Origin of the sequence: Burkholderia perseverans, assembly GCF_022870505.1 — a bacterium.
Lineage (GTDB): Bacteria > Pseudomonadota > Gammaproteobacteria > Burkholderiales > Burkholderiaceae > Burkholderia > Burkholderia plantarii.
Map to the genome: position 1 here is coordinate 2,517,894 of NZ_CP045094.1, position 12,349 is coordinate 2,530,242.

The following is a 12,349-nucleotide window of genomic DNA, read 5'->3' on the forward strand; positions in this document are numbered from 1 at the left end:
GCCTCGCGTGAAGGACGGAACAGGGATCGCTCGCTCGGCAAGCCGGACCGACGGAGCCGGGCGTGGCCGGCGGGCGGGGTCGGGCAGCGATGCCATCTCCTGCGGGCGAGTCTAGCATGCGTGCCCAGCATGTCATCGGCCGGCCGGACACCGGATCGCGGACCAATCAGCATTCGGGCGGATAGCGCTGCCAGCAACATTGATTCTTTCGACAGGCATTCACGCCGACCGGAACAATCCCGGCCATTACCGACATATCAGAATGGATTATTGATTCATCAAAATCCCAATAAAAAATAATCCTCATATCTTTTAAAGAGACATGCTACGCTGCCCACACCGCGCGCCGGCCGGGTCGAAACGAATCCGGCGAATCCCGGTGCGCGGCAAAGCCGGCCCAATGCGCCGCTGATCACACAATAAAAATACGAGATTCACCGCCTTCCTTGCTATGACTCGCACCCGGTCCGGGCTCGCTGAAAGCCCGGAATACTGACGTGAAAAAAAGCGCTGGAATATCCGCGTTTTCAAACACCCAGGAGTTCATATGTCAATGTTTCGCAATCGCCGCCCGACGCTCTCCGCCATCGCGCTCGCCTCGCTGGCGGCCGCGCTGAGCGCATGCGGCGACGGTGACGGCGGCTCGGCCGCCGCCGGCGTCTTCAAGCAAACCACCGCCGCCAGCCGGTTCGCCACCTCGAACACGCCGAACTTCGGCCCGAACGTGGTGGTGTTCGATCCGGGCATGTCGAGCGCGTCGATCCAGTCGCAGCTCGACAACGCCTTCAATTCGCAGCTGCTCAGCCCCACCGCGCAATTCGGCTCGCAGCGCTACGCGTTCCTGTTCAAGCCGGGCAGCTACAGCAACATCAACGCGAACGTCGGCTTCTACACGTCGATCGCCGGCCTCGGGCGCAATCCGGACGACACCGGCATCACCGGCAGCATCAACGTGGACAGCGGCTGGAACTACGGCGATCAGTCGAACGCCACGCAGAACTTCTGGCGCTCGGTGGAAAACCTCGCGGTCACGCCGAACGGCGGCACCGATCGCTGGGCGGTCTCGCAGGCCGCGCCGATGCGCCGCGTCCATATCCGGGGCAACCTGACGCTCGGCCCGTCGAACCAGGGCGACGGCCAGGGCTATTCGAGCGGCGGCTTCATCGCCGACAGCAAGATCGACGGCACCGTGTCGTCGGGCTCGCAGCAGCAGTGGTACACGCGCGACAGCACCATCGGCGGCTGGACCAACGGCGTCTGGAACATGGTGTTCTCGGGCGTGAGCGGCGCGCCGGCGCAATCGTTCCCGGCCACCTGGAACGCCGCGCCGCCCTACACCACGCTCGCCACCACGCCGATCTCGCGCGAGAAGCCGTATCTCTACATCGACAGCGCGGGCAACTACAACGTGTTCGTGCCGTCGCTGCGCACCAGCTCGAGCGCGATCACCTGGGGTTCGGGCTCGACGCCGGGCACCTCGATCCCGATGAGCCAGTTCTACGTCGCGCAGCCCACCGACACGGCGGCCACGCTGAACGCCGCGCTGCAGCAAGGCCTGAACCTGTTCTTCACGCCCGGCACCTACCACCTGAGCCAGGCCATCGCGATCACACGCGCCGATACGGTCGTGCTCGGCATCGGCTTCCCGACGCTGACGCCCGACAACGGCACCAACGCGATGACGGTATCCGACGTGAACGGCGTGAAGATCGCCGGCCTGCTGTTCGACGCCGGCACGGTCAACAGCGGCGCGCTGCTGACGGTGGGCACGGCCGGCTCGTCGGCCAGCCACGCGAGCGACCCGGTCAGCGTGCAGGACGTGTACTTCCGCATCGGCGGCGCGCAGGCCGGCAAGGCCACCGACAGCCTGGTGGTGAACGCCAACGACACGCTGATCGACCACATCTGGGCATGGCGCGCCGACCACGGCTCGGCGCCCACCGGCTGGACCGTCAACACGGCCGACACCGGCCTCGTCGTCAACGGCGCGAACGTGCTCGCCACCGGCCTGTTCGTCGAGCACTACCAGAAGTACAACGTGCTGTGGAACGGCCAGAACGGCAAGACGATCTTCTTCCAGAACGAACTGCCGTACGACGTGCCGAACCAGGCATCGTGGCTCAGCCCGGCCGGCAACGGCTACGCGGCCTACAAGGTGGCCGACGGCGTGACGAGCCATCAGACCTGGGGCATGGGCAGCTACTGCTTCTTCAACGTCAACCCGTCGGTCAACGCGCTGCACGGCTTCGAGGTGCCGCAGACGGCCGGCGTGACGCTGCACGACACGCTCACCGTGTCGCTCGGCGGCGTGGGCACGATCACCCATATCGTCAACAACACGGGCGCGCAGGCGGCCGGCACGTCGACGATTCCGGTGAATCTCGTCAGCTATCCGTGATGGCGGCGTGCCGGGCACGAACGACGTAACGCCCGGCACGGGGGCGCGCCGGGCCGCGACGATCGCCGCGTCGCGATCGTCCGGCGCCCGGCCGCGCCCCTGCGGCGGCGCCGTCGCCCATGCTAGGATGCCTCGACACCGAATCGAGGCACGCCATGGACACACCGCGATACGAGATATTCGAGGAAGAGAACGGCCGCTGGTATTGGGAACTGCAGGCCGCCGAAGGCGCCGCGGGCGGCCCGCGCGGCACCCGCGCCACCTATTCGCCGGTCGGCTTTCCGACTCGCGAGGAAGCCGAGCTCAACCTGCACCTGTTCGACACGAGCCCCTCGGACCGGCACGGCCGCAAGGTGCTGCCGAAGGCGACGCTCGACGACCTGATCCGCCTCGCCGCGGACGGCTGCCCCGACTGCGTGGGCGTCGAAATTGCTCCGGTCCGGCCGCAGGCGCCGGACCACGACGGCTGCAACTGGACCTGGGCCGCCGCGAGCGATGCCGCCGCCGGCTGCGTCGACTGTGTGCGGGAGGCCGTCGAGGCGCTGCGCGCGATCTGCAATCTTCCCGACCCGGCCTGATCGCGCGGCGCGGCCTCCTCGCTGCGATCGCGTCGTCACCGGCCCGTCCCGCGCCCACGCCTGCCCGGCCGGCATGCGCAGGGAGCCGTTGCTACAATCGGCGCACTGCGTCGTGCGCCGCGCCGCGCCCGGCGCAGCGCCTCCCGCTCCCTTTTCCAGGCATTCGATTCCATGACCAAACGAGCATTGATCATCGGCGCGACCGGCATCGTCGGCCGCAATCTCGCGGACCATCTCGTCGGGCTCGGCGACTGGCAGGTCACCGGCCTGTCGCGCGGCCGCACGCCCGTGCCGGCGCGCGTCGAGGCGCTGACGGCCGACCTGACCGCGCCCGACGCCGTGGCCGGCGCCCTGCGCGAGCGCGCGTTCAGCCACGTGTTCTTCACCGCCTGGGCGCGCCAGCCGACCGAAGCCGAGAACATCCGCGTCAACGGCGCGATGGTGCGCAACGTGCTCAATGCGCTCGGCCCGGGCGGCAAGCTCGAGCACGCGGCGCTCGTCACCGGCCTGAAGCACTATCTCGGGCCGTTCGAGGCCTACGCGCAGGGCGCCGTGCCGCTCACGCCGTTTCGCGAGGAGCAGGGCCGCCAGCCGGTCGACAACTTCTACTACGAGCAGGAGGATCGCCTGTTCGAGGCGGCGCGGCGCCACGGCTTCGGCTGGAGCGTGCATCGTCCGCACACGATCATCGGCTTCGCGCTCGGCAATGCGATGAACATGGGCGTGACGCTCGCCGTCTACGCGACGCTCTGCAAGGCGAGCGGCGCGCCGTTCGTGTTCCCCGGCTCGCCCGCGCAGTGGGAGAGCCTGACCGACATGACCGACGCGCGCCTGCTGGCCCGGCATCTCGAATGGGCGGCGACCGCGCCGGCCGCGCGCGACGAGGCGTTCAACGTCGTCAACGGCGACGTGTTCCGCTGGAAGTGGATGTGGCAGCGCATCGCCGACTATTTCGGCATCGAGGCCGCGCCGTTCGACGGCCAGACGCGCCCGCTGGAAGGCCGGATGCAGCAGGCCGGCGCGCAATGGCGCGAGATCGCCGCGCGCGCGGGGCTGGTCGAGCCCGACGTCGAGCGGCTGGTCTCGTGGTGGCATACCGACGCCGATCTCGGGCGCCCGATGGAAGTGCTGACCGACATGAGCAAGAGCCGCAAGGCCGGCTTCCTCGATTACCAGAGCACCGTCGACGCGTTCTACGCGCTGTTCGATCGCCTGAAGGCGGAGCGGGTCATTCCGGCCTGAGCCGCGCATCACGAGGCGAGGCATGGCGCCGCCGCCCATGCGCCCGCCGTCCCGATCTACCCTGAGGGGCCGGTTCCTCGCCGCGCCGCGCTTCGCATGACGCGACATCGCTTCCTGTCATCGACATGACATGGCGTCGGGCGTGATTCACTCTAGCCGGAACCGCCGCCGGCCCTCGCATGCCGGCGCGCTCGAGAGACCCGACGCTTTCAGAAGGAGTCCGGATGCCGCCCGTGAACCGCCTGCCGACGCCCCCGCCGTCGACGGTCACGCGTGAGTCGACCGGCACGACGCCTTCCGCGACGGAGCATCCGCGCAACGCCGCGGTGGCGCCGACCTCGATCCGGCATGCCGGTGGCCCGCTCACGGCGCTGGCGCATCTGACGCGGCACGGCGGCCACGCGTCGCTGACCGCGAAGCATCGCGGCAGCGCGACCGCCGGCGCCCTGCCCGACCGGGTGGGCGGTTCCGGGCCAGCCGTGCAATCCGCGGCTCAGGCAACGACTCAGGCAACGGCTCAGGCGTCAGCGCAGGCCGCCCTCCAGACACTCCCCTCGAGCGCCGGCAGGCTCGCCGCGACGCAGGCCAGGCCCGGCGCCACGTCCCGTCTCGCCGATGCGTCCGGCACCGGCGATCCGGCGCAGGCCGACAGCGACGGCGAATCCGTCCACGCGGAGGGCCGCCATGCGCACGGCTCGCCGAACGCGCGCCTGCTCGCGCCGCTCGCCGCCGTCACCATGCGAATGCCGCTGCGCACGCGGCGGCGGCGCCACGATCCGAATGACATTCCCTCCGACGACGACGAGGATCGCGGCTCGGAATGGCAGCCGTCCGAATTCGAATTCAACGCGTTCTCGAAGGACCTGCTCGGCGCCTCGGGCACGGTCCACATGCCGGCCGGCGTCGATGCGCTGCTGCCCAACTCGGCCGCGCACCGGCTCGGCGAGACGGCAGCACGCCCGACCGCGCCGCCCGGCTCGCGCATCGGCGCCGACGCGGCCGGCGGCGACGCGCTGCGCGAACCCGGCGAGATCCGCAGCGCCGACGATCTGAAGCACTTCATCATGGAAACGGGCCGCGCCGGCGTCTCCGTCGAACTCGGCCATTCCACCGTGTCGCCGAACCACGAGATGCTGTACGGCTATCATGGCCTCGTCTATCTCGGCACCACCGACCCGCCGCGTGACATCCGCGCGGCGGGTGGCCTCTTCAGCGGCAAGCCGCTCGACGTCGACGCGAACCTGCTCGAAGCGCAGGGCCTCGCGGACCCGAAAGGCGCGACGGGCGACGCCGGCATCTCGACCTCGAAGGTCGCGTCGGGCGCGCTGGCGCGCGTGGCCGCATTGGCCGCTGCGTCGGCCGGCGCCGATCGCGCCTACGTCTGCGTGATCGACACGCGCAACCTCGACGCGTCCGACCAGGCCTACGACCTCACCCGCACCCTCGTCGAAGCCGGTCACCTGCCGGCCGGGCAGGACCGCGACGGCCACGACGATCCGACCGGCGCCGAAGTCAACGCGACTCACATCGTCGATTCGGCGATCGTCGGCTGGGTCGCGCTCGACAACGTCCAGGCCACCGCCGAGCGGATCCGTCAGGCCACGCCGCAGGCGCGTTCGAGCCTGCTCGGCGAACTGGTTCGCGACAACGAGGCGCGCGTGCATCTGAATGACGGCCGCGCCACGATGGACGACTGATGCCGGGCAACTGATGCTCGACGGCTGACGCATCGCGTCTCGATCCGCCACTACCCGCCCGCCTGTCTCGCCAGCGCCGCACGCCTCCGGAGTCAGCGCCGCGAGACTGCAACGATTCGTTACAAAGGCACCAATCCATTTTCGCGCGCGCCGCGCTCCCGCGCCGTCACCGCAACCCGCGTACCTGCCTGCGGCCGCCTCGCGCGAGCCCCGCGCATGATTGGGCCCGGCGCATCGGGATTGGCGTTATCCCGGAGTTTTTTGCGAATTCTTTCAGAGCGCGATGGATGAAACACGATGTATATTTTTGTTACAAATTACGATGGGAGCCGATTTACCGAGACGGGATACTGCGTGAAACAGCAATCCTCTGTCACCGAGTCAGCATCCACCACGAGGCGAGACCCGATGAAAATCGCCATTCTCGGCGGTCCGGCGAATCAAACGAAGCAGCTCGAACTGTGGTTGATGAGCGGCGGACATCAGCCAGAATTCTTCAAGACCGGCAATGCCTTTTTCAGTGCGCTACGGCGCAACGGTTTCGATCTACTGATGGTCGACGTCGCCCTGCCCGATCTGTCCGGCATCGACCTGATCGCCTGGGCGCGCCATCATTTCGAATGGCATGTGCCGGTCATCGCAATGACGGCGCGCGATGCCTGGCACCTGGCCGCCGACGCGCTGAAAGCCGGCGCCGACGATTATCTGGTCAGGCCGATCCGTGAAGCCGAAATCCAGTCGCGCATCAATACGGTCACGCTGCGGCATGCGCCGGAGCCCGGCGACGTCATCGAGATAGGCGATTATTCGATCGATACCAAAAGCACGAAAATCATTTTGAACGGCCAGCCCGTCAATCTGACCCGCAAGGAATTCGAACTGGCCGCGTATTTTTTCCGGCATCCCGATCAGCTGATTTCGCATGAAACGCTGCTCGGCCGGATCTGGAAATTGCAGAGCGATATCGATACGCGCACGGTGGCCACCCACGTCAGCCGGATTCGCAAGAAGCTGCGGCTCGACGGCTCGCACGGCTGCGAAATCCTGTCGCTCTACGGCTACGGCTATCGCTGCCTGATCGACCGGCCGGCCGAGACGCCGGCCACCGCCGCCCACATCGCCGACATCGCCGACATCGAACCCGCGTTCGTGCCGCCGGTGGTCGAAACGAACGCGACGCCGATCGAACTGATCGCCGCGACGCCGCGCTTCGACACGCCCGGCGCGCCCGCCGCCCGCGGCACGCTCGCGCCGCCGGCCACGCCGGCCGACGAGGCGGGCACCGCGATGCTCCACGACGGCACGCGGCCCGTCGATCGCTACGTCGCGAACCTGCTGAAGGAACGACAGGATTTCGAGGAGCAGATCCGCCGGCTGCGCGACGCGTTCTGCGAAGCCACGCTCGAGCTGCGCGCGCTGAAGCGCCAGGGCGGCCCCCGCCGCCATCACGAGATCGAAGCGCTCGCCGACTACAGCGAGGATCTCGCCTGAGCGTGAATCCGGGCCCGGGTGCGGGCCGGGTTTCGGGTCCGGAATTGAACCGCGCGCACCCATTCGCCGGCGTCACTGACCAGGCGGCGCCCGCCAGCCCGGCTCCGAAACGACGACGCGGCCGCCCCGTCCGGAGCGGCCGCGTCATGCCGTTCACCGCCGTCGCGCCTTACTTCTTGTCCGGATCGTCGGACGGCGTCGGCTGCTTGAACGGGAACGTGCTGAACATCGATTTCGCCTGGCTCTGCATCTGCTCCTGCATCTGCACGAACATGTTCTTCGACTGCTCGATGTAGCTCGTCATCATGCCCTGCATCATCGGCGCCTGCATGTTCATGAACTGCGACCAGACCTCGGGGTTCATCGCGGTGTTGGTGTCGTAGAGATTCTTCGACTGATCGGTGAGCTTGTTCTGGATGTCGATGAACGCCTGGATGTTCTTCTCCAGGTAGGTGCCCATCATGCCCTGCATCGCATGGCCGTAGAAGCGGATGATCTGCGAGAGCATCGACGACGAGAACATCGGCACGCCGCCGCTCTCCTCCTCGAGAATGATCTGCAGCAGGATGCTGCGCGTGAGGTCCTCGCTGCTCTTGGCGTCGACGACCTTGAAATCCTCCTGCTCGAGCACGAGCTGCTTGACGTCGGTGAGCGTGATGTACGTGCTCGTTTCGGTGTCGTACAGCCGGCGATTCGGATATTTCTTGATGAGTCGTTCGGCAGTCTTCTTTGTAGTAGTCATATAACACCTTGTGAGCGCCGCTACGGCGCGGTGACGGCGCTCGCCGGCGCGACGGCGCGCGGCCGGGCGGAGCGCATTCGGAATCGTCGGGCCCGTTCGCGCGGCGGCCCCACACGGCCGGCCGCGCGCGCGGGCCCGGCCCCTCAGCCCATGTGCAGGCCGCCGTTCAGCGAGAAGTCGGCGCCCGTCGCGAAGCCCGATTCTTCCGACGCGAGCCACGACACGATCGAGGCGATCTCGTCCGGCGAGCCGAGGCGGCGCACCGGGATCGTCGCGACGATCTTCTCGAGCACGTCGGGGCGGATCGCCTTGACCATGTCGGTGCCGATGTAGCCCGGCGAGATGGTGTTGACGGTCACGCCCTTGGTGGCCACTTCCTGCGCCAGCGACATCGTGAAGCCGTGCAGGCCGGCCTTCGCGGTCGAATAGTTGGTCTGGCCGAACTGCCCCTTCTGGCCGTTCACCGACGAGATGTTGATGATACGGCCCCAGCCGCGCTCGACCATGCCGTCGATCACCTGCTTGGTGACGTTGAACAGGCTCGTCAGGTTCGTGTCGATCACGGCCTGCCAGTCTTCCAGCGTCATCTTGCGGAACACCACGTCGCGCGTGATGCCGGCGTTGTTGACGAGCACCTCGATCTCGCCGACCTCGGCCTTGACCTTGTCGAATGCCTGCTTGGTCGACTCCCAGTCGCCGACGTTGCCCTCGGAGGCATAGAAATCGAAACCCAGCGCCTTCTGATCCTCGAGCCACTTCACGCGGCGCGGCGAATTCGGCCCGCAGCCGGCCACCACCTTGAAGCCCGCCTTGTGCAGGCGCTGGCAGATGCTCGTGCCGATGCCGCCCATGCCGCCCGTCACGTAAGCAATTCGCTGAGTCATACAGAACACTCCATTTATCGTTGTCGAAGCGCCGGACGGCGCTTCGTTCGTCTCTTTTCGCCTCGTTGCACGGCGCGCTCCCACCGCGCCGCGCGGCGTATCAGGGGCGCTCGACCGCCAGCGCGACACCCATCCCGCCGCCGATGCAGAGCGACGCGAGGCCACGCTTCGCATCGCGCTTCTGCATCTCGTGCAGCAGCGTGACGAGGATCCGGCAGCCGGACGCGCCGATCGGATGGCCGATCGCGATCGCGCCGCCGTTGACGTTCACCTTCGAGGTGTCCCAGCCCATCTGCTGATGCACGGCCAGCGCCTGCGCCGCGAATGCCTCGTTGATCTCCATCAGGTCGAGATCGCCGACCGACCAGCCCGCGCGCTCCAGACAGCGGCGCGAGGCCGGCACCGGGCCCATGCCCATCACCTTCGGATCGACACCGGCGTTCGCGTAGGCCTTGATGCGCGCGAGCGGCGTGAGGCCGAGCGCCTCGGCCTTCTTCGCCGACATCACCAGCACCGCGGCCGCGCCGTCGTTGAGGCCCGACGCGTTGGCGGCCGTCACCGTGCCCTCCTTCGTGAAGGCCGGCTTCAGGCCCGCCAGCGACTCGGCCGTCACGCCGTGGCGCACGAACTCGTCGGCGGCGAAGCGCAGCGGCTCGCCCTTGCGCTGCGGGATCTCGATCGGCACGATCTCGTCGTCGAAACGGCCCGACTTCTGCGCGGCCTCGGCCTTGTTCTGCGACTGCGCGGCGAACGCGTCCTGCGCCTCGCGCGTGATGCCGTATTCCTTGGCGACGTTCTCGGCCGTGATGCCCATGTGGTACTGGTTGTAGACGTCCCACAGGCCGTCCACGATCATCGTGTCGACCAGCTTCGCGTCGCCCATCCGGAAGCCGTCGCGCGAACCCGGCAGCACGTGCGGCGCCGCGCTCATGTTTTCCTGGCCGCCCGCGATCACGATCTCGGCGTCGCCGGCGATGATCGCGTTGGCGGCCAGCATCACGGCCTTCAGGCCCGAGCCGCAGACCTTGTTGATGGTCATGCCGGGCACGGCCGTCGGCAGCCCCGCCTTGATCACCGACTGGCGCGCCGGGTTCTGGCCCGAGCCGGCCGCGAGCACCTGCCCGAGGATCACTTCGCTGATCTGGTCCGGCGCCACGCCGCCGCGCTCGAGCACGGCGCGGATCACGGTCGCGCCGAGTTCCGGCGCCGCGATCTTCGCCAGCGAACCACCGAACTTGCCGACCGCGGTACGCGCGGCCGATACGATCACTACGTCAGTCATGTCCTTGTCCTCCAGGCCGGCAAGCGCGACCCGCTCAAGTTGAAAAAATCCCGAGGGCAGTCGGCGAGCGTGCGCCGCCTGCCGCAATCCGTCAATGTTCTTCGCGCCGCTTCAATTGCGTTCCAGCACGTAGCGGCCCGGCGCCGGCTCGATCACCGGAAACTGCGCCGAACCGAGCGTGGCGCGCGGCTTCGTCTTGCGGCCGCCGTACTGGTCGAGCCAGTCGATCCATTCGGGCCACCAGCTGCCCGGATGCTCGGTGGCCGCCTCGAGCCAGTCCTGCGCGTGCTCGGGCAGTTCCTTCGCGTCGGGCGCGTCGAACGTCCAGTAGCTACGCTTGTTCTTGGCGGGCGGGTTGATCACCCCGGCGATGTGGCCCGAGGCGCCGAGCACGAAGCGCAGCGGCCCGGTCAGCAGCGAGGTGGACGCGTAGGCGGTCTGCCACGGCACGATGTGATCGTCGCGCGAGCCGTAGATGAAGGTCGGCACGTCGATCCGCGTGAGGTCCACCGGCTCGCCGCAGACCGTCAGCGCATCGGGCTCGCGCAGCTGGTTCTCGAGATAGGTATGGCGCAGGTACCACGCATACATCGGCCCGGGCAGGTTGGTCGAATCGCTGTTCCAGTACAGCAGGTCGAACGGCGCCGGCGTGCGGCCCTTCAGGTAGTTGTCGACCACGTAGTTCCAGAACAGATCGTTCGGCCGCAGGAACGAGAACGTGTTCGCGAACTCGACGCCGTGCATGAGCCCGGGCGTGCCGCCGTTCCTGCCGCCGATGGTCTGCTCGCGCATCTGCACGTGCGCCTCGTCGACGAACACGTCGAGCACGCCGGTGTCGCTGAAGTCGAGCATCGCCGTGAGCAGCGTCATCGAGGCGACCGGGTGCTGGCCGCGCGCGGCCAGCACCGCGAGCGCGGTGGCGAGCATGGTGCCGCCGACGCAGAAGCCGAGCGCGTTGACCTGCTCGCGCGCGCTGATCTGCTGCACGACGTCGAGCGCGGCCAGCACGCCGTCGTTCATGTAGTCGTCCCAGGTCGCGCCGGCGATCGACGCGTCCGCGTTGCGCCACGACACCAGGTACACCTGGTGGCCGCTCGCGAGCGCGTGCGCGACGAGCGAACTCTCGGGCTGCAGGTCGAGGATGTAGAACTTGTTGATGCAGGGCGGCACGATCAGCAGCGGCCGCTCGTAGACGCTCGGCGTGACGGGCTGGTACTGGATCAGCTGGATCAGCGCGTTCTCGAACACCACCGCGCCCTCGGTGTTCGCGAGATTCCTGCCGACCACGAACTGCGATTCGTCGGTTTGCGAGATCTTGCCGCGCTGCAGGTCGGCGAACAGGTTGCTGATGCCCTGCCGCAGGCTCTCGCCCTGCGTCTCGAGCAGGTTCTTCTGCGCTTCCGGATTGAGCGCGAGGAAGTTGCTCGGCGCGGTCGCGGCGGTCCATTGCTGCACCGCGAAACGAATCCGTTCGCGCGTTTTCGGGTCGGTCTCGACCGCGTCGGCGAGCGCATGCAGATAGCGCGCGTTGAGCAGGTACCAGGCCGCCGTGAACGCATGCGCGGGCGAGGCCTTCCAGGCATCGGCGCTGAACCGGCGGTCCTTCAGTTCGGGGGCGACGAGCTGCGCCGAGGTGGCCTGCCGGAACAGCTCCGCGCTCTCGCGCGCGTAGTCGGCCTGCAGTTGCTGGAGCCGGGCCGGCGGCACCGACGCGACCGGCAGCGCCATGCCGGCGAGCGGCGCCGCGCCGCCCTGGCCGAACAGGCCCGCGAACGGCATGCCCGCGCCGGCCGCGGCCGGCCACTCGGGCAGCGCCGGCATCGTGAAGGGAAAGGGAAACGCCGCGGACGCGTCCGGACCGGGCTGCGCCTGCTGCGCGGCCGCGCGCAGCGGCTCGGCGAAGCGGCTCCAGGCATCGAGCCACGCGCCGACCATCTGCTGCATCGGCTGGGACGCATCGGCCGCCTGGCGCCCCGGGGTGAAGTCCGTTTGTGAGGAAGTCGACGAATTTTTCGGTGCTGTCATACCTGCGTTA

General features: G+C 68.1%; 9 protein-coding genes. 5 read left to right on the forward strand and 4 right to left on the reverse strand.

What is annotated here, in order from left to right; translation table 11 throughout:
• Nucleotides 1-553: 553 nt before the first annotated feature.
• The 5 genes from BpN12_RS25705 (at nt 554) to BpN12_RS25725 (ending at nt 7,406) form a co-directional block, all read left to right on the forward strand.
• Complete coding sequence (locus tag BpN12_RS25705; RefSeq protein WP_246795062.1) at nt 554-2,398, forward strand: hypothetical protein; 1,845 nt, start codon at nt 554-556, stop codon at nt 2,396-2,398.
• A gap of 155 nt (nt 2,399-2,553) precedes the next feature.
• Nucleotides 2,554-2,976: a YegP family protein gene (locus tag BpN12_RS25710; protein WP_246795063.1), complete on the forward strand. Its 423-nt coding sequence runs from the start codon at nt 2,554-2,556 to the stop codon at nt 2,974-2,976.
• Between the two features lie 171 nt (nt 2,977-3,147).
• Entirely contained in the window at nt 3,148-4,218 is a 1,071-nt protein-coding gene (locus BpN12_RS25715; RefSeq protein WP_246795064.1) for an SDR family oxidoreductase, read from the forward strand.
• A 224-nt stretch (nt 4,219-4,442) separates the two neighbouring features.
• The gene (locus BpN12_RS25720) at nt 4,443-5,915 is read left to right on the forward strand and encodes a hypothetical protein (RefSeq protein ID WP_246795065.1); all 1,473 of its coding nucleotides are present in this window, start codon (nt 4,443-4,445) and stop codon (nt 5,913-5,915) included.
• Nucleotides 5,916-6,323: 408 nt separating this feature from the next.
• On the forward strand, nt 6,324-7,406 hold the full coding sequence (locus BpN12_RS25725) for a response regulator transcription factor (protein WP_246795066.1): 1,083 nt from the start codon (nt 6,324-6,326) through the stop codon (nt 7,404-7,406).
• A 169-nt stretch (nt 7,407-7,575) separates the two neighbouring features.
• Here the strand turns inward: BpN12_RS25725 and phaR are convergent, their stop codons facing one another.
• The 4 genes from phaR to phaC all read right to left on the reverse strand — a co-directional run bounded on the left by phaR (nt 7,576) and on the right by phaC (nt 12,339).
• Nucleotides 7,576-8,148, reverse strand: a complete 573-nt coding sequence (gene phaR / locus BpN12_RS25730) for a polyhydroxyalkanoate synthesis repressor PhaR (RefSeq protein ID WP_042625161.1) — start codon at nt 8,146-8,148, stop codon at nt 7,576-7,578.
• Between the two features lie 143 nt (nt 8,149-8,291).
• Complete coding sequence (locus BpN12_RS25735) at nt 8,292-9,032, reverse strand: 3-ketoacyl-ACP reductase (RefSeq protein ID WP_246795067.1); 741 nt, start codon at nt 9,030-9,032, stop codon at nt 8,292-8,294.
• A 100-nt stretch (nt 9,033-9,132) separates the two neighbouring features.
• Nucleotides 9,133-10,314: an acetyl-CoA C-acetyltransferase gene (locus BpN12_RS25740; RefSeq protein WP_246795068.1), complete on the reverse strand. Its 1,182-nt coding sequence runs from the start codon at nt 10,312-10,314 to the stop codon at nt 9,133-9,135.
• Nucleotides 10,315-10,425: 111 nt separating this feature from the next.
• Nucleotides 10,426-12,339 carry a class I poly(R)-hydroxyalkanoic acid synthase gene (gene phaC / locus BpN12_RS25745; RefSeq protein WP_246795069.1) on the reverse strand — a complete coding sequence of 638 codons (1,914 nt, stop codon included), beginning with the start codon at nt 12,337-12,339 and terminating at the stop codon, nt 10,426-10,428.
• Between the last annotated feature and the right edge of the window lie 10 nt (nt 12,340-12,349).

Excerpts from the sequence above, each read along its gene's own strand:
- BpN12_RS25705 (WP_246795062.1), top strand. The coding sequence starts at position 554 with ATGTTTCGCAATCGCCGCCCGACGCTCTCCGCCATCGCGCTCGCCTCG.
- BpN12_RS25710 (WP_246795063.1), top strand. The coding sequence starts at position 2,554 with ATGGACACACCGCGATACGAGATATTCGAGGAAGAGAACGGCCGCTGG.
- BpN12_RS25715 (WP_246795064.1), top strand. The coding sequence starts at position 3,148 with ATGACCAAACGAGCATTGATCATCGGCGCGACCGGCATCGTCGGCCGC.
- BpN12_RS25720 (WP_246795065.1), top strand. The coding sequence starts at position 4,443 with ATGCCGCCCGTGAACCGCCTGCCGACGCCCCCGCCGTCGACGGTCACG.
- BpN12_RS25725 (WP_246795066.1), top strand. The coding sequence starts at position 6,324 with ATGAAAATCGCCATTCTCGGCGGTCCGGCGAATCAAACGAAGCAGCTC.
- phaR (WP_042625161.1), bottom strand. The coding sequence starts at position 8,148 with ATGACTACTACAAAGAAGACTGCCGAACGACTCATCAAGAAATATCCG.
- BpN12_RS25735 (WP_246795067.1), bottom strand. The coding sequence starts at position 9,032 with ATGACTCAGCGAATTGCTTACGTGACGGGCGGCATGGGCGGCATCGGC.
- BpN12_RS25740 (WP_246795068.1), bottom strand. The coding sequence starts at position 10,314 with ATGACTGACGTAGTGATCGTATCGGCCGCGCGTACCGCGGTCGGCAAG.
- phaC (WP_246795069.1), bottom strand. The coding sequence starts at position 12,339 with ATGACAGCACCGAAAAATTCGTCGACTTCCTCACAAACGGACTTCACC.